Genomic DNA, 20619 nt, shown 5'->3' with positions numbered 1-20619 from the left:
CTTCGCTTACCCACCCTACAAACGGCCAAGACGGGTGCCTGAAGGGATGTAGGGCGGGTAAGCGCAGCGCACCCGCCACGTTACTTCACACGTGCACCCGCCACGTTACCTCACACGCGCACCCGCCATATATGCGCTACGCCAGACGCGGGTACGCTTCGGCTATCGGGCTGCCAGTGAAATTCGCAATCCAGCCTTCCGGGTTATCGAAAATGCGGATCGCCGTGAAATGCGGCTCAGAGCCCATATCAAACCAGTGCGGTGTGCCGGCGGGCACCGAGATCAGATCGTTCTTCTCGCACAACACCTGATACACCTTGTCGCCGATGTGCAGACAGAACAGCCCGGCGCCTTCCACGAAAAACCGCACTTCATCTTCGCCGTGGGTATGCTCATTGAGAAATTTGTCGCGTAGCGCCTCTTTCTGCGGGTTATCGGCGCGCATGCTGATGACATCCCAGCTCTGGTAGCCTTTTTCCGCCACCAGCAGGTCAATCGCGTGCTGATAGGCGGTCAGCACCGTCTCCGGCGTTGGGTTATCACCGAGCTCGCGGTCGGCCTGCCAGCGTTCGAAACGCACGCCCTGCGCGTTAAGCTGTTCGCGGATAGCGTCGGCATCGGTGCTCTGCCACAGCGGTTCGCTGGCACCGTTATCGGCAAAAATCGTCAATGCGCTCATGTGGGGATCTGCTCCGGGTGAATGTCATCAAAACTGGACACCTGGCGGTGGGTGCTTTGCGTATCGGGCTCGCCGCGGATGAGCTGGACAGTTTTCCAGCCCGCTTCGCGCGCGGCGTCCAGCTCCTCGCGGATATCCGAGAGAAACAGCATCTGATGCACCGGCACGCCGGTTTTCATGGAGATATTGCGGTACGACGATACCTGACGTTTGGCACCGACGTGCGTATCGAAAAAGCCGCTCAGAAGCTCCGTGACGTCGCCCTCATCGCTGTGGCTAAAGAGCAGCTTCTGCGCCGGTACGGAGCCTGAGGAGTAGATGTAAATATCGATATCCTGAGCGCTCCAGCGGCGCAGGGCGGGCACGACATCGGGGTAGAGATGGCCGGTGAAATCGCCGTTCACGTAGCCTTCGCGCCAGATATAGCCCTGAATCGATTTCAGCGCGGGGGATTTGCGGTCTTCATCCATAAATTTGAAGAGCGTTTCAATCAGCTGATCCACCGACGCGGCGGGCGCGTGGATCTCACCGCGCAGCTCGTTAAGCAGCAGATTTACTGGCTCGCGCTGTTCGCCCGAGCGGATAAAGCGCTCCAGACGCTCGCGCGCATAGGGGAAAAGGACGTTATGAACGAAGCGGATATCGGTCGTGGTGCCTTCAATATCGGTAACTATGGCGCGGATCATGCTCTCTCCAGCAGGCGTCGCTGCATTTCACATTCAAACAGAAATTCGAGCCCCTCCAGATGGCGACGCGCGACGGCGACATCGCTCCCCCAGCAGGTCAGCCCGTGGCCGCGCAGCAGAAATCCGTAGCGCAGCGGGAACTGGCGGTGGTGACGCGCAATGCGCTCCGCCAGAGCATCAATATCCTGATCGTTATCGAAAATGGCAACAGGCACATCATCAAGATGCGTTATTTGTCCTGCCAGCGATTTCTGCATCTCGTAGCCGGACAAATGCAGCGCGTCGCTTTTCTCCACGCGTGACAGCACCGTCGCGTTAACGGTATGCACGTGCAACACGCAGTTCGCCTCCGGGAACAGGCGATAAATCAGAGTATGCAGGCCGGTTTCGGCGGAGGGCTTACGGCCGGACGGCGCGAGGTTAGTGGCAATGTCTACCTGCAGAAAATCGTCTGTCGTCAGGCTGCCTTTATCTTTGCCGGATTCGCTCAGCCAGCACCAGCGCGCGTCTTCGCGCAGCGACATATTGCCGCCGGTGGCAGGTGCCCAGCCCTTCGCGCCAATCCAGTGACAGGCGGCCACCAGCGCTTCCAGTTGGCTCTCTTTACTCATCGCATCCCCGCAGGCATATCGTTAGCGTTTAGACGTCTAAGCGTCTTGATTGCCAGAGAGTAGCATCGTGTTATAGTGTCGGCAACAGACAGATAACATCAAAACAACACGACACCGCGCGAAAGGATCAGCCGTTATGAGCCAAACCCCGTTGACGCCAGAAAGCAAATTGCCCGCGCTGGGCACGACCATTTTTACCCGCATGAGCGCGCTGGCGCAGCAGCATCAGGCGATTAACCTGTCGCAAGGGTTTCCGGATTTCGACGGCCCGCGCTATTTACAGGAGCGACTGGCGCACCACGTGGCGGCGGGCGCGAACCAGTATGCGCCCATGACCGGTGTGCAGGCGCTGCGTGAGGCGATCGCCGATAAAACCGAGGCGCTCTACGGCCACCGTCCGGATGCCAACAGCGATATTACCGTCACGGCGGGGGCCACCGAGGCGCTCTACGCGGCGATTACCGCGCTGGTGCGCCCCGGCGATGAAGTGATCTGCTTCGACCCGAGCTACGACAGTTACGCGCCCGCGGTGGCGCTTTCGGGTGGTGTGCTCAAGCGCATCGCGCTGACGCCGCCGCATTTTCGCGTGGACTGGGCGCAATTCGCCGCGCTGCTCTCTGAGCGCACCCGGCTGGTTATCCTCAACACGCCGCATAACCCGTCCGCCACCGTCTGGCGCAACGCGGATTTCGCCGCGCTGTGGGCGGCTATCGCAGAGCGTGAAATCTATGTGCTGAGTGATGAAGTTTATGAGCACATCTGCTTTGCCAAAGAAGGCCACGCCAGTGTGCTGGCGCATCCGCAGCTGCGCGAGCGGGCGATTGCGGTGTCGTCATTCGGCAAGACCTATCACATGACCGGCTGGAAAGTGGGCTACTGCGTGGCGCCCGCCGCGCTCAGCGCCGAGCTTCGCAAAGTGCATCAGTATCTGACATTCTCCGTCAACACGCCTGCACAGCTGGCGCTGGCGGATATGCTGCGCGCCGAGCCTGCGCACTATCTCGATTTGCCGGATTTTTACCGCGCGCGCCGCGATCGCTTTATCCAGGCGCTCGGTGACAGCCGCTTTAAAATCCTGCCTTGCGAAGGCACCTATTTTTTGCTGGCGGATTACAGCGCTATCTCAACGCTTGATGACGTGAGTTTCTGCGAATGGCTGACCACGGAAGCGGGCGTCGCGGCTATTCCGTTGTCGGTATTTTGCGACGCGCCGTTTCCGCACAAGCTGATTCGCTTATGCTTCGCCAAACAGGAGGCGACGCTGCTCGCCGCCGCGGAGCGTCTGGCGCGGTTATAAGGTGGGCTGATCGGGTGAAGCCGTGCTGCGGCTCTGCGCCTGTGGCACATCGCGCAGGAAGTGCTGTTCGATGAGCGACACAAAGCTTACGAACGACGCATTCGTTAACGATGAGCGGTTATAAATAAGGTAGTAATCATACTGCGGCAGGCTGAAGTTCAGCTTGACGGGGCGTAGTCCAAAGAGCTGACGATAACGGCGCAGCACGGGGGCAGGCAGAATGCCAACAAAATCGGTGCTGCCAATCACCGCCATGATCGAGGAGATCGAGTTACTGGTAAAGGCTATCTGCCGCTCGCCGAAAAGCTCCGCCGACTTCACGTGAAACTGTTTCTGGCCTTCCGCAGTGCCGTTAAACAGCGTGAATTTCTCCTGGGCGAGCGCGGCGTCATCGGCGTGCTCGCCAAGCCGCGGATGGTTTTCACTGCATACCAACACGGTCTCTTCGCTAAAGCAGTGTTTGCAAATCAGCGAGTGGCTGGCAACCGGTGCCATACCGATAATCAGATCCGCCTTGCGATAGGCCAGCAGATCTTCCACGGTTTCGCTGGCAAGCGTGGTGTCGTAATGCTCCAGTTCAAAATCGTAATGCTCGCGAAACGCGCTGACTAACGCCGGCAGATGATCGGCGGCGAGAGCGGGCGGGCAGTAGAGCACGAAGTTTTTGCGCAGCGGCGCGCCCTGCATGATGTTAATGGTCTGCTCAAGCTGGTTCAGGTTGTCTTCCAGATAGTGATGCAGATTAGTGCCCACGGTCGTCGGTGTAATGCCTTTGCCGGAGCGCACGAAGAGTGGGTCATTGAGCTGGTTGCGCAGCCGCTGTAACGACTGGCTTATCGCTGACGGCGTCAGGAACAGGGCTTCCGCCGCCTTGCTGACGCTGCGATACAAATAAATGCACTCGAAAATCACCAGAAGATTGAGGTCAAACTTTTTCAAATCCTGCAAATTTGCCATGACAGCCTCGCAACGAGACGAAAAGGGGATTTTTATGGTTTATCTGTTCTCAGTAAATGATAGATAAGGAATATGTTTTTGCGCAGGCGAGACGGGGCATAATCCGAAAAAATGGCGCAGCCTCACACATCAGAGAGGCGATGAATTTTGCAAAGCGCTCCCTATCACAGCCATAGGTACGAATAATCTTCACGTGCGTTGCCCTTTAGGCAGGGGAGTGTTCTAATCGAAGGTACGTCTGCGTCGCAAAACACCGCGCGCAACGCTTTCGCCAGCACGCTGGCTCTGCTGTGGCCTGCGGGTATCTCAGCGCTCAGGCCGCCCGTTGAGGTGGCTTTTTTATTTTTTCGCGAGACGGCGAGAAACGTTCACTAAGGTTGGCCCGGATCGGTTGTTAGCTATTGCTTATTGATTTGATAACGCAAACGCATTGGCCTGGGTTACGAAAATTCGATACCTTACATCCCATCGAAAACACGGAGGAAGTATAGATGTCCTTGATTAATACCAAAATCAAACCTTTCAAAAACATGGCGTTCAAAAACGGTGAGTTCATCGAAGTTACCGAGAAAAACACGGAAGGCCGCTGGAGCGTATTCTTCTTCTATCCTGCTGACTTTACCTTCGTATGCCCGACCGAACTGGGCGACGTGGCTGACCACTACGAAGAACTGCAGAAACTGGGCGTAGACGTTTACTCCGTTTCTACCGATACCCACTTCACCCACAAAGCGTGGCACAGCAGCTCCGACACCATCGCGAAAATCAAATACGCGATGATCGGCGACCCGACTGGCGCCCTGACCCGTAACTTCGAAATCATGCGTGAAGACGAAGGTCTGGCTGACCGCGGTACGTTCATCGTTGACCCGCAGGGTGTTATCCAGGCTATCGAAATCACTGCTGAAGGCATCGGCCGTGACGCATCTGACCTGCTGCGTAAAATCAAAGCGGCTCAGTATGTAGCCTCTCACCCAGGCGAAGTGTGCCCGGCTAAATGGAAAGAAGGCGAAGCGACTCTGGCTCCGTCTCTGGACCTGGTTGGCAAAATCTAATTTTTCTGTCGTCTTTCACGCCACAGGTGCGTTGGCTGCGCTTACTCACCCCGGTCACTTACTGATGTAAGCTCCCGGGGATGCCTAAGCTTGCCGCCTTCCTGTAACGCGAAATACTCGGAAAAAGGCATTATCACGGGTGCAGTCTTGCACCCGTTTTTTTGAAAACGCTTTTACGCGCTCTCATTTAAGTTGCATCGCGGCGGCGCTGCACTGAGGCGGCTTAAATGAGGAAGCGTAAGCTCAGGAGAAAATTATGCTCGACACAAACATGAAAACCCAGCTCAAGGCGTATCTTGAGCGTCTGACAAAGCCTGTTGAGTTAGTGGCCACACTGGATGACAGCGCGAAATCGGCAGAGATCAAAGAACTGCTGCTGGAAATCGCCGAGCTGTCTGACAAAGTCTCCTTCAGGGAAGACAACACGCTCGCAGCGCGCAAACCTTCATTTTTGATTACGAACCCCGGCTCTGACCAGGGGCCGCGCTTTGCGGGCTCGCCGCTGGGCCACGAATTTACCTCGCTGGTGCTGGCGCTGCTGTGGACCGGCGGTCATCCGTCAAAAGAAGCGCAGGCGCTGCTTGAGCAGATCCGTGACCTGGACGGCGATTTCGAGTTTGAAACCTACTATTCGCTCTCCTGCCACAACTGCCCGGACGTGGTGCAGGCGCTGAACCTGATGTCCGTGCTGAACCCGCGCATTAAACACACGGCGATTGATGGCGCGGTGTTCCAGAATGAAATCACCGAGCGCAACGTGATGGGCGTTCCGGCGGTCTTCATGAACGGCGTGGAATTCGGTTCTGGCCGTATGACGCTTGCCGAAATCGTGGCGAAAGTGGATACCGGCGCGGAAAAACGCGCGGCGGAAGAGCTGAACCAGCGCGACGCTTACGACGTGCTGATTGTCGGCTCCGGCCCGGCGGGCGCGGCGGCGGCGATTTACTCCGCACGTAAAGGCATCCGTACCGGCCTGATGGGCGAGCGTTTCGGTGGTCAGGTGCTGGATACCGTAGACATCGAAAACTACATCTCTGTGCCGAAAACCGAAGGCCAGAAACTGGCGGGCGCGCTGAAAGCGCACGTGGATGATTACGACGTTGACGTTATCGACACCCAGAGCGCGACGAAGCTGATTCCGGCGGCGAGCGAAGGCGGCCTGCACCAGATTGAAACCGCTTCCGGCGCGGTGCTGAAAGCACGCAGCGTGATCGTGGCGACCGGCGCGAAATGGCGCAACATGGGCGTACCGGGTGAAGATCAGTATCGCACCAAAGGCGTGACCTACTGCCCGCACTGTGACGGCCCGCTGTTTAAAGGCAAACGCGTCGCGGTCATCGGCGGCGGTAACTCCGGCGTGGAAGCGGCTATCGACCTCGCGGGGATCGTTGAGCACGTAACGCTGCTGGAATTTGCGCCGGAGATGAAAGCCGACCAGGTGTTGCAGGATAAACTGCGCAGCCTGAAAAACGTCGACATCATCCTGAACGCCATGACCACCGAAGTGAAAGGTGACGGCACGAAGCTGACCGGTCTTGATTATCAGGATCGCGTAACGGGTTCTGTGAAGCATCTGGAAGTGGCGGGGATTTTCGTTCAGATCGGTCTGCTGCCGAACACGACCTGGCTTGAAGGCGCTGTCGAGCGTAACCGCATGGGCGAGATTATCATCGACGCCAAATGCGAGACCAGCGTGAAGGGCGTATTCGCCGCGGGCGACTGCACCACCGTGCCATACAAACAGATTATCATCGCCACCGGCGAAGGCGCGAAAGCCTCCCTGAGCGCGTTTGATTATCTGATTCGTACCAAAACTGCATAAAAAGAAAGTAAGACGCCTGCGTAAAAGCCGCCCTCAGGGGGGGCTTTTTTATTGGCGGTTTGGGTGGATGATCTGTTGTAACTGGCGGGTGCGCTGGCGCTTACCCGCCCTACGCTTAACGTCACAGATAGGTAGGGCGGGTAAGCGCAGCGCACCCGCCACCCCGGCATTCAGTAGTTGTAGGGCGGGTAAGCAACGCGCACCCGCCAATACTCCTCCCAAAATTTAACGCACCACAAACACCGGCACGTGCGCGTGGCGTACCACGCTTGACGCGTTCGAGCCTAACAGGTGGGTGCTGATAGACGGATCGCGCGAACCAATCACCACCACGTCGGCGTGTAACTCTTTAGCCATCGCGTTAACTTCATCACGCACGCTGCCAAAACGCACATGGCTGCGCAGGCGCGATTCCGGCAGGGTGAAATGCTGCTTCAGGGTTTGCAGGCGCTGGTTCGCCTCGGCCTCTAAATGTTCTTCAAAACGGCGGATATCGGCAGCGAAGCGGTGCAGGCTCAGGTTGGCAGAGCCTGGCAGCACATGCAGCAGATGAATAATTCCCTCCTCCTGCGCCAGAAACTCCGCGTGGCGAATTGCTTTGTCGCTCAGCTCCATTTCAAACACATCTACAGGCATCAGAATGGTGTTGTACATCGTCACTCCTCCTTTAGCGGTTATCAACGTGCTTATTAAACCCTGTTTTTGTCAGGGATACTTTTATTGACCCGACAAATTTGTGTTTTTTTACGCAGCCGCTTTCGCCAGGAAAACTCTCAAAGCCGCGGCACTGGCGGCGGATCCCGCGGCTCGCGGCCCATCCCGACTACCCTTGGTGTAGACCAGATGAACTTTCGCACTGGAACCTGTCTCTTTTTACCGTCTGCCAGGAGGTCGTAATGAAGGCGTTAACCTACCACGGGCCGCATAACGTTAAGGTCGAAAATGTCCCGGACCCGATTATCGAGGCGCAGGAGGATATTATTCTGCGCGTCACGGCGACCGCGATTTGCGGCTCCGATTTGCACCTCTATCGCGGCAAAATTCCGCAGGTTCATCACGGCGACATTTTTGGCCATGAATTTATGGGCGAAGTGGTGGAAACCGGCAGCGCGGTGAAGGACATCCGTAAAGGCGACCGCGTGGTGATCCCGTTCGTTATCGCCTGCGGCGACTGCTTTTTCTGCAAACTTCAGCAATATTCCGCCTGCGAAAACACCAATAAAGGCACCGGTGCGGCGCTGAATAAAAAGCAGATCCCGGCCCCCGCGGCGCTGTTTGGCTACAGCCATCTCTATGGCGGCATTCCTGGCGGCCAGGCGGAGTATGTGCGCGTGCCAAAGGGCAATGTCGGGCCGTTTAAAGTGCCGCCGGTGCTTTCTGATGATAAAGCGCTGTTCCTCTCGGATATCCTGCCGACGGCGTGGCAGGCGGTGAAAAACGGCCAGGTACAGAAAGGCTCTCAGGTAGCGATTTACGGCGCAGGCCCGGTGGGGCTGCTCAGCGCCGCCTGCGCGCGACTGCTCGGCGCAGAACAGATCTTTATGGTCGACCACAACGATTATCGTCTCGCCTTTGCAAAAGAGCGTTATGGGGTTATCCCGATCAACTTTGATGAAAACGACGATCCGGCGGCGTTTATTATCGAAAATACGCCGGGCAACCGCGGCGTGGATGCTGTTATCGACGCGGTCGGTTTTGAGGCCAAAGGCAGCCTGACGGAAACCGTGCTGTCAAATCTCAAAATCGAAGGCAGCAGCGGCAAAGCGCTGCGCCAGTGCATCGCGGCGGTGCGTCGCGGTGGCGTGGTGAGCGTGCCGGGCGTCTATGCGGGCTTTATCCACGGCTTTCTCTTTGGCGATGCGTTCGATAAAGGCATCAGCTTTAAGATGGGCCAGACGCACGTGCATGCGTTCCTGCCGGAGCTGCTGCCGCTTATCGAGCAGGGGTTGCTGACGCCGGAAGAGATAGTCACGCACTATCTTCCGCTGGAAGATGCCGCGCGCGGCTATAAGATTTTCGAGAAGCGCGAAGAGGAGTGCCGCAAGGTGATTCTGGTGCCGGGTGCCGCGACGCCTGAAGCCGCGCGGGAGAAAGTCACCGCGCTGATGAACGCGCCGTTACAGCCGTTACAGCCGTAATTTTCAGCAACTAAAAACAGAAAGAGGATGCCCTGGCATCCTCTTATTTTTTGCCGCAGACGGGCGGTTAAAGGCGGTATTCGCCCGCCGCTTCCGGCTGGTAGAGCAACTCAAGCACTTCGATATGCGTTTCGCTACCGTCCGGCAGCGGCCAGCGAATGGCATCGCCCACGCGCAGGCCAAGCAGCGCCGCGCCCACCGGTGCCATGACTGACAGCGCTTCCGGGCTGCTGCCCGCATTTTGCGGATAGACCAGCAGGCGCTCGTAAGTTTCGCCGCTCGCCAGATCGCGGAATTTCACCCGGCTGTTCATTGTCACCACATCTTCCGGCATCGCCTGCGGGCTAACCATCCGGGCGCGATCCAGCTCATCGTTCAGCGCGTCAGCCACCGGCAGACGCGCGAACGCCGGCTGCTCAAGCAGGCTGTCGAGACGTTCAGCATCGAGTTCGTTGATGATAAGGGCAGGTCGGGACATTTCTTACTCCATGTCATTGAATCAGGCGGCGTTTCGCCGCTAACAAGCGTCCAAAGAAAAACCCTCACCGTCAAAACGATGAGGGTCCGCGTCAGGGGATGATACTCAGCCTTGCGCGCCGTTTGAAGTGAGCCAGCTCACGAAACGGGGCTTAAAGCAGAATGCTCCCCACGGCTGCCAGCAGGAAGGCGATGGTACCCAGCAGGGTTTCCATCACGGTCCAAGTTTTCAGCGTGGTTTTCTCGTCCATTTCAAGGAAACGGCCCACCAGCCAGAAACCGGAGTCGTTGACGTGTGAGAGCACCGTCGCGCCGCCCGCGATGGCGATAACAATAAAGCAAAGGTCAAACTGGCTTAAGCCCGGCGTCGCCTGCACCATCGGCGCGACCAGCGCGGCGGTGGTCGTCAGCGCGACCGTCGCCGAGCCCTGCGCTACGCGCAGCGCGGTGGAGATAACAAACGCCGCGAGAATCACCGGCATGCCGGTGTCTGAGAGCACGCCCGCCAGCGCGTCGCCGATGCCGCTGGCGCGCAGCACGCCGCCGAACATGCCGCCTGCGCCGGTCACCAGAATGATGCCGCAGATAGGGCCAAGCGCGCCGTCGCAGATTTTTTCCAGATGCTGGCGGCTGTGGTTGCGGCTGAACACCATCAGTGCGAAAAAGACGGTGATCAGCAGCGCGACCGGGGTTTTACCGAGCATACGCAGGAAGTTCGCCACGCTGTTATCGGCGCTGACCCAGCCCAGCACTTTGGCGGTATTGAGGCCGGTATCGAGGAAAATCAGCAGCAGCGGCAGCAGCAGGATAGTGATCACCATGCCGAATGACGGCGGGCGGTGCGTCGGATCGGCCTCCACTTCGCCAAGGAAAGAAGAGGGCAGCTTAATATCGAATTTTTTACCGGCGTACTGACCATACAGATAGCCGCCAAAATACCAGGTCGGGATCGCGATGATCAGCCCGACAATCACCAGCAGACCAATATTCGCCCCCAGCAGTTCGCTCGCGGCAACCGGGCCCGGATGCGGCGGCACCAGCGCATGCATGGCCGCAAACGCGCCCGCCGCCGGGAAGGCGTATTTCAGCGTCGAGCCGCCAAAGCGTTTCGCCACGCTGAAGATAATCGGCAGCATGACGACAAGACCCGCGTCAAAGAAGATAGGGAAGCCAAACAGCAGCGAGGCGACGCCGAGCGCGAAGGGCGCGCGGTGTTCACCGAATTTGTTAATCAGCGTATCGGCCAGCACTTTCGCGCCGCCGGACACTTCCAGCAGACGACCAATCATCGCGCCGATACCCACCAGCAGCGCAACGCCCGCAAGCGTACTGCCAAAACCGGTCAGTAGCGTAGGCACGACTTTATCAAACGGCACTTTGGTCAACAGCGCCACCACGATACTGACCAGGGTAAGCGCAAGAAAAGCATGCACTTTAAAGCGCATGATAAGTACCAGCAGCAGTACGACGGCACCGGCAGCAATGCCAAGCAGCGTACCGGCGCTATAAGCGAAAGTGGTTTCTGTCATCGTTATTATCCTCAACATGGGTACAGTGAAACCGTAGCCTGGTCGGCGGTTTTCTCACTGATACCGGTAACATGATACCGATAACATGTGGCGGCTTGTAAACAGGGTCTGTCATATTTATTAACATTTTGAGATCACCGTCAAACTCCCGCGCGACGCGGGCTTCTCGCTTGCGGTTGCATATATCGCCTCGCGGATCTGTCAAATTTTCCGATGCGTTTTTTTCACAAAATCACCAGATTTGTTGGCGATATCCAGCTTTTTTGTTGTGAAGTCGCCGCAAAGTTGCCGCTATTCCATAACGTTAACTAGCTTAGGATCGTGATGATTTGCCGTACATCGCGCTGTGGGCGGCGGCGCAACGCCTCCGCACCCTGTTCAGTGCATAAGAGGACATCATGAAAAAGCTCACCTTCACTTTTCTGACCGTCGCGCTGGCGGGCGCAAGCTCACTGGCGTTTGCCGATACCCTGCGCATGGAGTGCCCCGTGTCGCCCGGTGGCAAACAGTATTGCCAGTACATCAAAGAACGCTTCGAGAAGCAGACCGGCAATCAGCTGGAGTTTATCGAGTTCCCGGCGGCCTCTGATGAAAAGCTGGCGCTGCTGCAACAACTCTTCGCCGCTAAAGATGAAAAAGCGGTGGATGTGTTTCAGTCCGACACCATCTGGATAGGCCTGCTGGATAAGCAGACGCTCGATCTCACCGACGCGATGGGCGGCATGGAAAAAGACTTTTTCCCCGGCCCATGGAAAAACAACACCGTCAACGGACGCCTGAAAGCGGTGCCGTCGTATATCGACACCGGCGTGCTGTTCTATCGCAAAGATTTATTGGAGAAATATAAAGAGCAGCCGCCAAAAACGTGGGACGAGATGACGCGCATCGCCACGAAAATTCAGGCCGAAGAGCGCAAGGCGGGGCATAAGAATTTCTGGGGGTACATCTTCCAGGGCAAATCTTATGAAGGGCTGACCTGTAACGCGCTGGAGTGGATCGATGCTTACGGCGGCGGCACGTTTGTCGATGAAAAAGGGAACGTGACCATTAATAACCCGAAAGCGGCGCAGGCGCTGGATATGGCGCGCGGCTGGATGGGCAAGATTACGCCGAAGGGCGTGCTGGGCTACAAAGAGGAAGAGTCGCGCACCGTGTTCCAGAACGGCGACGCGCTGTTTATGCGCAACTGGCCCTATGTCTGGCAGCTGTCACAGGCCGATGACAGCCCGCTCAAAGGCAAAGTGGGCGTGATGCAGCTTCCCGCCGGGCCGGAAGGGCGTCAGGCGACGACGCTCGGCGGCTGGCAGTGGTCGATAAACGCTAACACCAAAAACCCGGAGGCCGCCATCGCGCTGCTGAAAATCTTAAGCGATGACGATTCGCAAATCACACGCCTGAAAATGCTCGGCCATGCGCCGACCCGCGTTGCGCTCTATGAGAACAAAGATGTGCTGGCCGTTGCGCCGGAGCTGACGCAGTTCCGCGATATTTTCGCCCAGGCGGTGCCGCGCCCGGCGACGGTGACCAAAGCGCAGTATCCGCGCGTGTCGAATGCCATTTTCAACGTGACGTTTAGCGTGCTGAACGGCAAACAGGATGGCAAGAAAGCGACGGAAGATTTGCAAAAGCGTCTGACCCGCGCGAAGGGGGCTGGCTGGCGGTAAGCGCTGGATGACATTGTGGCTGGCGGGTGCCTCCTGGCAATAACAAACCTGGCCCCTATGGCGGGTGCGCTTTGCTTACCCGCCCTACGAACTCGAAACAGGTTTTTGTAGGGCGGGTAAGCGGAGCGCACCCGCCGTGCGGCGTTAACCCCGAGACTCGCTCGTCGGGATGAGGGGCAACCCCATCGTGTCCGTCAACATACTCAACGGAGCGCCTATGAAATCCGATAGCCTTACGCCGCCGTCTCCCCGGCGGCACAACGCCTCCTGGCATCAGCGCCGTCGGCGCGTGGCGTGGGGTCTGGTATTACCCTCGCTGCTCCTGCTGGCGCTGGCAGCGGGCTGGCCGCTGGTTCGCACCATCTGGTTTAGCTTCACCAACGCCATGCTCGACGCGCCCCAGGATTACCAGATGGTGGGTATCGCGAACTACTTTGCGCGCAAGGATGGTGTGAGCATCGGCGTGCTGAGCGACCCGCTCTGGTGGCAGGCGGTCGGCAACACACTCTGGTTCACGTTCACCTCGGTGGCGCTGGAGCTGCTGCTCGGTATGCTGCTGGCGCTGCTGATGAACGAGAAATTCCGCGGGCAGGGGCTGGTGCGCACCGCCATTCTCATCCCGTGGGCGATCCCGACGATTGTCAGCGCCAAAATGTGGGGCTGGATGTTCCATGACCAATACGGCGTGGTGAACGATCTGCTCGGCAAAATCGGGCTGCCGTCGCATCTCGCGTGGATTGCCGAGCCGTCGCTCTCCATGTGGGCGGTGGTGATCGCCGACGTCTGGAAAACCACGCCGTTTATGGCGCTGATGCTGCTGGCGGCGCTACAGCTGATTCCGGCGGATCTTTACGAGGCCGCGAAAGTGGACGGTGCCAGCCCCTGGCAGCGCTTTAGGCGCATCACGCTGCCGCTGATTATGCCCGCGCTGGTGGTGGCGCTGATTTTCCGTGTGATGGATTCGATGCGTATCTTCGATCTCATCTACGTGCTGACCTCCAACAGCGAAGCGACGATGTCGATTTCCGGCTACGCCCGCGAACAGATCGTCTCTTATCAGGACATGGGCATGGGCTCCGCGGCCTCGGTGCTGGTCTTTATGATGGTGGCGGGCATCGCGGCCTGCTTTATCCGCGTCGCGCGCTTAAACGACAAGGAGAAAAGCTGATGAAAACCACGCGCTGGCAACGCAGGATGGGGCATAAAGCGGTGATTTATATCGGCGCGCTGATGGCCTGTCTGTTCTGCGTTTTTCCTTTCTATTACGCCATTATCAGCTCGCTGCGCGCGGGCCAGGAGCTGTTTACGCCCGCCTATTTCCCGGACAGCTGGCACTGGGATAACTATGTGGTGGCGCTGGTGGATAACGGCATCGCCCGCAGTTTGCTGAACTCCGTGCTGGTGGCGGTGGTAACGGTGGGGTTGTGTCTGCTGGTGTCGGTGACGGCCGCCTTTGCGCTGGCGCGCGTGCCGTTTCGCGGGCGTCGCGTTCTGCTCTTTACCATTCTCTGCGTCTCGATGTTTCCGCAGGTGGCGGTGCTGACGGGCATGTTTGAACTGGTGCGCTTTCTCGGGCTTTACGATTCGCTCGGTGCGCTGGTTATCTCCTACACCACGTTTTCGCTGCCGTTCACCGTCTGGGTGCTGACGACGTTTATGAAGTCGATCCCGGTGGAGCTGGAAGAGGCGGCGATCGTTGATGGCGCGAAAACGGGCACCATTATTCGCCGCGTCTTTGCGCCGGTGCTGGCACCTGCGCTGGTGACCACCGGGCTGCTGGCGTTTATCGGGGCCTGGAATGAATTCATGTTCGCGCTGACGTTTATTATTTCCGGCGACAAACGCACCGTGCCGGTCGCCATTAGCATGTTCAGCGGCGCGTCGAGCTACGAGCTGCCCTGGGGCAGCATTATGGCCGCGTCGGTGGTGGTGACGCTGCCCATTATTGTTCTGGTGCTTATCTTCCAGAAACGCATCGTCAGCGGGCTGACCAGCGGGGCGATTAAGGGGTAAATCATGGCGCAACTTCGTTTAGAGAAAGTCCAGAAACGCTACGGCACCCATGCCGAAGTGATTAAGCCGCTCGATTTACAGATCAACAGCGGCGAATTTGTGGTGGTGGTTGGCCCGTCCGGCTGCGGCAAATCGACGCTGCTGCGCCTGGTCGCCGGGCTTGAGGAGATAACCGACGGCGATATGTATATCGATGACCTGCGGGTTAACGACGATTCGCCATCCGAGCGCGGCATCGGCATGGTGTTTCAGTCCTATGCGCTCTATCCGCATATGACGGTCTACCAGAATATGGCGTTCGCGCTTGAAATGGCGAAGGTGCCCGAGAAGGAGATTGACGAGCGGGTGCGCGAAAGCGCGCGGATTTTACAGCTGGAGCATCTGCTGGATCGCCGCCCGAAAGATCTCTCCGGCGGCCAGCGCCAGCGCGTGGCCATAGGCCGCGCGATTGTGCGCGAGCCGAGCCTGTTTCTCTTCGACGAACCGCTCTCTAACCTCGACGCCTCGCTGCGCGTGCAGATGCGCATGGAGATAGCGGCGCTGCACAGGCGTATTCACGCCACCATTCTGTATGTGACCCACGATCAGGTGGAGGCGATGACGCTCGCCGACCGCATCGTTGTGTTAAACCAGGGCCAGATTGAACAGGTCGGTACACCGCTTGAGCTTTACGACACCCCGGCCAACGTGTTTGTCGCGCAGTTTATCGGCTCGCCGAAAATGAACCTCATTCCCGGCAAAATGCTCCGCGTGATGGAGCACGCCTGCGAGGTGGAGCTGGAAAACGGCCTGCGCCTGACGCTGCCAGTGCAGGCCGCCGCCGGGCAGGAGGGCGACACGGTGCAGCTTGGCATTCGCCCGGAGCATGTGGAGGTCATGGCGCTTGCGAAAGCAGACGTGGAGGGCGAAGTGTTATTCGTTGAGCATATGGGCAATGAAACCCTGGTTTATGTGAACGGCGGTTATGGCGCAGAACCGCTGGTCATGCGCCATACTGAGAGGCTGGAAGTCCGGCCGGAGCATCATCTGGGGCTGAAACTGCCAGTGGAACACTGTTACCTTTTTGACAGCGCGGGCAACGCGTTTGCGCGCTTAAGCGGCCCGAAAACCCAGCATTAAGGGAGCGTGATGAAAGCAATCGACAAGAAGTGGTGGCACAACGCGGTGGTCTATCAGATCTACCCGCGCAGCTTTATGGACGCCAACGGCGACGGCGTGGGCGATCTGGCAGGCATTATCAGCAAGCTCGACTATCTGCAACAGCTTGGCATCAACCTTATCTGGCTCTCGCCGGTCTACAAATCGCCAATGGACGACAATGGCTACGATATCTCCGACTACGACGATATCGCCGCGGAGTTCGGCACGATGGCGGAAATGGAACAGCTGATCCAGGAAGCGAAGGCGCGCGATATCTATATCCTGATGGATCTGGTGGTGAACCATACCTCTGACGAGCATCCGTGGTTTATCGAGGCGAAAAAGGGCAAAGATAACCCATACCGCGATTTCTATATCTGGCGCAAACCGGCGCCGGACGGCGGCCCGCCGAATGATTACCGCTCGCATTTTGGCGGCAGCGGCTGGGCGTATGACGCGGCGAGCGGTGAATATTATCTGCACCAGTTTTCGGTGCGCCAGCCGGATCTCAACTGGGAAAACCCGCGCGTGCAGGAGGAGATCCACGCGATGATGAACCGCTGGCTGGACAAAGGCATCGGCGGTTTCCGCATGGACGTTATCGATTTAATCGGCAAAGAGGTCGACCGGCAGATTATGGCGAATGGCAAGCATCTGCATGTGCTGCTGCGTCAGATGAACGAGGCGACGTTCGGCCCGCGCGATTCGCTGACCGTGGGCGAAGCCTGGAGCGCCACGCCGGAAGACGCGCTGCTCTACAGCGACCCGGAACGCCGGGAACTCTCGATGGTGTTTCAGTTTGAACATATTAAACAGACCTGGGATGAAAAAGCGGGCAAGTGGCGCAGCAGACCGTTCGAACTGCCGCGCTTTAAGGCGGTGATTGATAAGTGGCAGACGGCGCTGGCCGACCGCGGCTGGAACTCGCTGTTCTGGAGTAATCATGACCTGCCGCGCGCGGTGTCGAAATTTGGTAATGACGGCGAGTTTCGTGAGGTCTCGGCGAAAATGCTCGCCACCGCGCTCCACTGCCTGCGCGGCACGCCCTATATCTATCAGGGCGAGGAGATCGGTATGACCAACGTGCGTTACTCCACGATTGAAGAGTATCGCGACATTGAGAGCCTCAATTTTTACCGGGAACTGATTGCAGGCGGCCTGACCCATGACGAGATGATGACCGGTATCTACGCCAACGGCCGCGACAACGCCCGCACGCCGATGCAGTGGGATGACAGCCCGAATGGCGGATTTACCACCGGCATGCCGTGGCTCGGCGTTAACCCCAATTACCGCGAGATTAACGTGGCGCAGGCGCTGGCCGAGCCTGATTCCATTCTCTGGCACTATCAAAAGCTGGTGGCGCTGCGTAAACAGTATCCGATTCTGGTGTATGGCGATTATCAGATGCTGTTTGCCGAGCACCCGGAAGTGTTCGCCTGGGTGCGCCGCTACGAGGGCGACACGCTGCTGGTGATAAATAACTTTTTTGGCAACGCCATTACGTTGCCCATTCCGGAAGCGATGCAGGCGTGGCACGGCGAATGCCTTATCAGTAACTATGCGCCGCGTGACCAGCTGGCGGTGAGCCTGGAGCTGCAACCTTATGAATCTTTTGCGCTGTTAATTCATCAGGAGGGGTAATGAGTGAAGCACCGACGCAGGTAAAAGGCCGCTGGTGGAAAGAGGCAACGGCCTACCAGATTTATCCGCGCAGCTTTAAAGACAGCAACGGCGACGGCATTGGCGATCTCAACGGGATTATCGAAAAGCTCGATTACCTGAAAGATTTAGGTATCGATCTTATCTGGATCTGCCCGATGTACCCGTCGCCCAACGACGATAACGGTTATGACATCAGCGACTATCAGGGGATCATGGCGGAATTTGGCACGATGGCCGATTTCGACCGGCTGCTGGAGGGCGTGCATCAGCGCGGCATGCGGCTGATCCTCGACCTGGTGGTGAACCACACGTCCGACGAACATCCGTGGTTTCTTGAATCGCGCTCCTCGAAAGAGAACCCCAAACGCGACTGGTATATCTGGCGCGACGGCAAAAACGGGGCGGAGCCGAATAACTGGGAATCGATTTTCAGCGGCTCGGCCTGGAAGCGGGATGACGTGACCGGTCAGTATTTCATGCATCTGTTCAGCAGCCGCCAGCCCGATCTCAACTGGGAAAACCACGAGATGCGCGCCGCCGTCTACGACATGATGCGCTGGTGGCTGGATAAAGGCATCGACGGCTTTCGCATCGACGCCATCGCGCACATGAAAAAGGAGTCGACGTTAAGCGACGTGCCGAACCCCGAAAAACTGCCCTATGCGCCGTCGATGGTGTCGCACCTTAATTACGACGGCCTGCTCGACTATGTGGACGACATCTGCCGCAACGTCTTTAACCATTACGACATCGTCACGGTGGGCGAGATGAACGGGCTGGACGCCGCCCACGCGGAAGAGTGGGTGGGCGAAAACCGCGGGCGGCTGAATATGGTGTTTCAGTTTGAGCATGTCCGGCTCTGGGAGCCGCAGGCGGGCCTGCGCCCGACGCCCGCCGTGCTGCGCAACATTTTCACCGCCTGGCAGCAGGCGCTGGAAGGCAAAGGCTGGAATGCGCTCTATGTGGAAAACCATGACGTGACGCGCGTGGTCTCGCGCTGGGGCGATACCGAGCATCACTGGCGCGAAAGCGCGACCTGCATCGCGGCAATGTATTTTCTCATGCAGGGCACGCCGTTTATCTATCAGGGCCAGGAGATCGGCATGACCAATACGCGCTTTGCGAGCCTGGACGATTTTGACGACGTCTCGGCCCATAACAAAGCGCGCGATTTGCGGGATCAGGGAATGCGCGAGGAGGAGATTGTCGAATTCCTGACGCGCACCGGGCGCGATAACTCCCGCACGCCGATGCAGTGGGACGCGTCGCCGTATGCGGGCTTCAGCACCCATGAACCCTGGCTGAAGGTGAACCCGAATTACGAGATGATCAACGTCGAAAGCCAGCAGCACGATCCGCATTCGGTGCTCAATTTTTACCGGCGGATGATCCACCTGCGAAAACGCGAGCCGGCGCTGATTTACGGGCGCTACGAGACGGTGCTTAACGATCACGAGCAGATCTATGCCTACCGCCGCGTGCTGGGCGATGAACAACTGGTGGTGTTGTGTAATTTTTCCGGCAAAGCGGCGGAGTGGGACGCCGCAGCGCTGTCGCTCAACGGCGCGTTCTGCGTGCTGGCGAACCTTGACGAGACGCAGGAGCCGCACCGGTTACGCGCCTGGGAGACACGGGTTTATAAACTGACGTCGTGAGGCGTCAAAACCTGTGACGTAACAGTCTTTTTTGCGAGACAGATCGCGCCACAATGGCGTGATTTTTTTTACATGGACGCAAATGATGATTCGTAAAACAGGTATAGCAGCGCTGGCGCTGCTCGCCGTGTGGTATGCGGCACCCGCCATGGCGGCGCTCAGCGACGATCAAGTCAAAGAACAAATTATCCAGGAATCGATAGACAATTATTCCGGCAACTGTCCGTGTCCCTATAACGCGATGCGTAATGGCCGTGCCTGCGGCGGGCGCAGCGCCTGGAGCCGGGCCGGAGGGTATTCACCCATCTGCTATAAACGTGAGGTGACGGCGGAGATGATCCGCGAATGGCGCGAGCGCAACGAGTGATTGCGCCCGCGTAGTTGATCAGTATCCAACGTTATCGAGAATAAAGTTTTTACCGCAGTTACCCGGATGCGGCTGCGGCGCAAAAGAATCGGCGGTAAGCGGCTCGTTGATCTTCGCGGCATTCAGTGAAATCTGCATCTCGGTGAGATAAGCCGGATTGCCGTTACAGGTGAGTTTTACCGCCCGCACGTTCTGGCGGCCAAACGCTTTAGCGACGGCGGTATCGAACGCCTGGCGGCTGACCGCTTTACCGTAGTTAGCGGCAAGAAACGCGCCGATTGGGCTCTGCTTCACTTCATTGTTCATACGCACCATCGTGCCGAAATAGGCGTCCGGGTCGAATCCGAAGCAGACGCCATGCTTGGCGTATTCATAACGCTCAAGGCAGGAGTCACCGCCAGCGCCCGGCATGGTCTCGCTGAGCTTCTCGGCAGTCTCCAGCGACAGGCCGGTTTCCGCCGCCTGGCATTTTTTATCGGCGCGGGCGAGCGGCATATTCGGGATGGGGCGGGTGGCGCAGCCAAAACGCATCCAGCGTTTTTCATCGACGCCGCGTAAAGCGATGGATTTCGGCAGCCCCGGCCACAGACCATGCACCGTCAGGTAATTGCGTTTATCGTCTTCTTCTTTTTGCAGCGCGCACTCGGCAGGCTCATCGCGCTGCCGCTCATGCATGCTCTGGCAAAAGCCGGTTTGCCATGAGAGCGCCAGCACGTAGCGATCGAAATCGCCATACTGCTTCGCTTCCAGCGGCTGCGCGCTCGCCGTTGTCGCCGCCATCGCCAGCAGCGCGCCTGCGGCGAGTAAAACTTTCCTGTTAACCATAGTATGGGTCCGAAATCGACGGGATAAATCACAAGGGTG

General features: G+C 58.1%; 19 protein-coding genes. 11 read left to right on the top strand and 8 right to left on the bottom strand.

The features are described 5' to 3' along the window. Positions 1-136: 136 nt before the first annotated feature. From G6041_RS09720 to G6041_RS09710, 3 genes are read right to left on the bottom strand one after another with little or no spacing between them, the layout of a single operon-like run. Positions 137-679 (bottom strand): 1,2-dihydroxy-3-keto-5-methylthiopentene dioxygenase, encoded by a 543-nt coding sequence (locus G6041_RS09720; RefSeq protein WP_012125391.1) that lies wholly within the window; start codon positions 677-679, stop codon positions 137-139. After that, complete coding sequence (gene mtnC, locus G6041_RS09715) at positions 676-1365, bottom strand: acireductone synthase (protein ID WP_004388199.1); 690 nt, start codon at positions 1363-1365, stop codon at positions 676-678. The genes G6041_RS09720 and mtnC overlap by 4 nt, the downstream gene beginning before the upstream one ends. Continuing rightward, positions 1362-1976 (bottom strand): methylthioribulose 1-phosphate dehydratase, encoded by a 615-nt coding sequence (locus G6041_RS09710; RefSeq protein WP_012125390.1) that lies wholly within the window; start codon positions 1974-1976, stop codon positions 1362-1364. The genes mtnC and G6041_RS09710 overlap by 4 nt, the downstream gene beginning before the upstream one ends. A 136-nt stretch (positions 1977-2112) precedes the next feature. On the opposite strand from G6041_RS09710, the gene G6041_RS09705 reads away from it, so the two are divergent. Then, on the top strand, positions 2113-3273 hold the full coding sequence (locus G6041_RS09705) for a pyridoxal phosphate-dependent aminotransferase (RefSeq protein WP_012125389.1): 1161 nt from the start codon (positions 2113-2115) through the stop codon (positions 3271-3273). Here the strand turns inward: G6041_RS09705 and citR are convergent. Then, positions 3268-4230 carry a DNA-binding transcriptional repressor CitR gene (gene citR, locus G6041_RS09700; RefSeq protein ID WP_012125388.1) on the bottom strand — a complete coding sequence of 321 codons (963 nt, stop codon included), beginning with the start codon at positions 4228-4230 and terminating at the stop codon, positions 3268-3270. The two genes, G6041_RS09705 and citR, sit on opposite strands and share 6 nt — an antisense overlap. Before the next feature lie 491 nt (positions 4231-4721). Here citR and ahpC point away from each other — a divergent pair, with 491 nt between their 5' ends. Together ahpC and ahpF are read left to right on the top strand one after the other, a co-directional pair. Then, the gene (gene ahpC / locus G6041_RS09695) at positions 4722-5285 is read left to right on the top strand and encodes an alkyl hydroperoxide reductase subunit C (RefSeq protein WP_004388195.1); all 564 of its coding nucleotides are present in this window, start codon (positions 4722-4724) and stop codon (positions 5283-5285) included. 256 nt (positions 5286-5541) lie between these two features. Next, positions 5542-7107 (top strand): alkyl hydroperoxide reductase subunit F, encoded by a 1566-nt coding sequence (ahpF, locus tag G6041_RS09690; RefSeq protein ID WP_012125386.1) that lies wholly within the window; start codon positions 5542-5544, stop codon positions 7105-7107. Positions 7108-7332: 225 nt separating this feature from the next. On the opposite strand, the gene uspG is transcribed toward ahpF, so the two are convergent. Beyond that, positions 7333-7761, bottom strand: a complete 429-nt coding sequence (gene uspG, locus G6041_RS09685) for a universal stress protein UspG (protein WP_007781716.1) — start codon at positions 7759-7761, stop codon at positions 7333-7335. Between the two features lie 242 nt (positions 7762-8003). Between uspG and G6041_RS09680 the strand changes: the two genes are divergently transcribed. Next, entirely contained in the window at positions 8004-9245 is a 1242-nt protein-coding gene (locus G6041_RS09680) for a zinc-dependent alcohol dehydrogenase (protein WP_084999180.1), read from the top strand. A 67-nt stretch (positions 9246-9312) separates the two neighbouring features. Here the strand turns inward: G6041_RS09680 and rnk are convergent, their stop codons facing one another. Together rnk and G6041_RS09670 are read right to left on the bottom strand one after the other, a co-directional pair. Further along, positions 9313-9723 (bottom strand): nucleoside diphosphate kinase regulator, encoded by a 411-nt coding sequence (gene rnk, locus G6041_RS09675; RefSeq protein WP_004387228.1) that lies wholly within the window; start codon positions 9721-9723, stop codon positions 9313-9315. Positions 9724-9874: 151 nt separating this feature from the next. After that, on the bottom strand, positions 9875-11251 hold the full coding sequence (locus G6041_RS09670; RefSeq protein ID WP_041460576.1) for a GntP family permease: 1377 nt from the start codon (positions 11249-11251) through the stop codon (positions 9875-9877). Positions 11252-11649: 398 nt separating this feature from the next. Here G6041_RS09670 and G6041_RS09665 point away from each other — a divergent pair, with 398 nt between their 5' ends. The 7 genes from G6041_RS09665 (at position 11650) to G6041_RS09635 (ending at position 19755) form a co-directional block, all read left to right on the top strand. Continuing rightward, positions 11650-12915, top strand: a complete 1266-nt coding sequence (locus tag G6041_RS09665) for an ABC transporter substrate-binding protein (RefSeq protein WP_012125384.1) — start codon at positions 11650-11652, stop codon at positions 12913-12915. A 217-nt stretch (positions 12916-13132) separates the two neighbouring features. Next, a complete protein-coding gene (locus tag G6041_RS09660; protein ID WP_041460575.1) occupies positions 13133-14083 on the top strand; it encodes a carbohydrate ABC transporter permease in 951 nt (316 codons plus the stop codon). Continuing rightward, complete coding sequence (locus G6041_RS09655; RefSeq protein WP_007865552.1) at positions 14083-14928, top strand: carbohydrate ABC transporter permease; 846 nt, start codon at positions 14083-14085, stop codon at positions 14926-14928. Before G6041_RS09660 ends, G6041_RS09655 begins: the two co-directional genes overlap by 1 nt. 3 nt (positions 14929-14931) lie before the next feature. Next, positions 14932-16047: an ABC transporter ATP-binding protein gene (locus tag G6041_RS09650; RefSeq protein ID WP_007865553.1), complete on the top strand. Its 1116-nt coding sequence runs from the start codon at positions 14932-14934 to the stop codon at positions 16045-16047. Positions 16048-16056: 9 nt separating this feature from the next. Beyond that, positions 16057-17712 carry a glycoside hydrolase family 13 protein gene (locus G6041_RS09645; RefSeq protein ID WP_012125382.1) on the top strand — a complete coding sequence of 552 codons (1656 nt, stop codon included), beginning with the start codon at positions 16057-16059 and terminating at the stop codon, positions 17710-17712. Continuing rightward, positions 17712-19388 carry a glycoside hydrolase family 13 protein gene (locus G6041_RS09640; protein ID WP_012125381.1) on the top strand — a complete coding sequence of 559 codons (1677 nt, stop codon included), beginning with the start codon at positions 17712-17714 and terminating at the stop codon, positions 19386-19388. The genes G6041_RS09645 and G6041_RS09640 overlap by 1 nt, the downstream gene beginning before the upstream one ends. Positions 19389-19470: 82 nt before the next feature. Further along, complete coding sequence (locus G6041_RS09635) at positions 19471-19755, top strand: hypothetical protein (protein WP_012125380.1); 285 nt, start codon at positions 19471-19473, stop codon at positions 19753-19755. Positions 19756-19773: 18 nt separating this feature from the next. Here G6041_RS09635 and rna read toward each other — a convergent pair whose 3' ends face one another. Continuing rightward, complete coding sequence (gene rna / locus G6041_RS09630; RefSeq protein ID WP_012125379.1) at positions 19774-20580, bottom strand: ribonuclease I; 807 nt, start codon at positions 20578-20580, stop codon at positions 19774-19776. Positions 20581-20619 lie beyond the last annotated feature (39 nt).

The sequence above is a fragment of the Cronobacter sp. HA18003 genome, assembly GCF_011605905.1.
In the GTDB taxonomy this organism is placed as follows: Bacteria; Pseudomonadota; Gammaproteobacteria; order Enterobacterales; family Enterobacteriaceae; genus Cronobacter; species Cronobacter sakazakii.
This window is presented reverse-complemented; position numbering and strand designations above follow the sequence as displayed.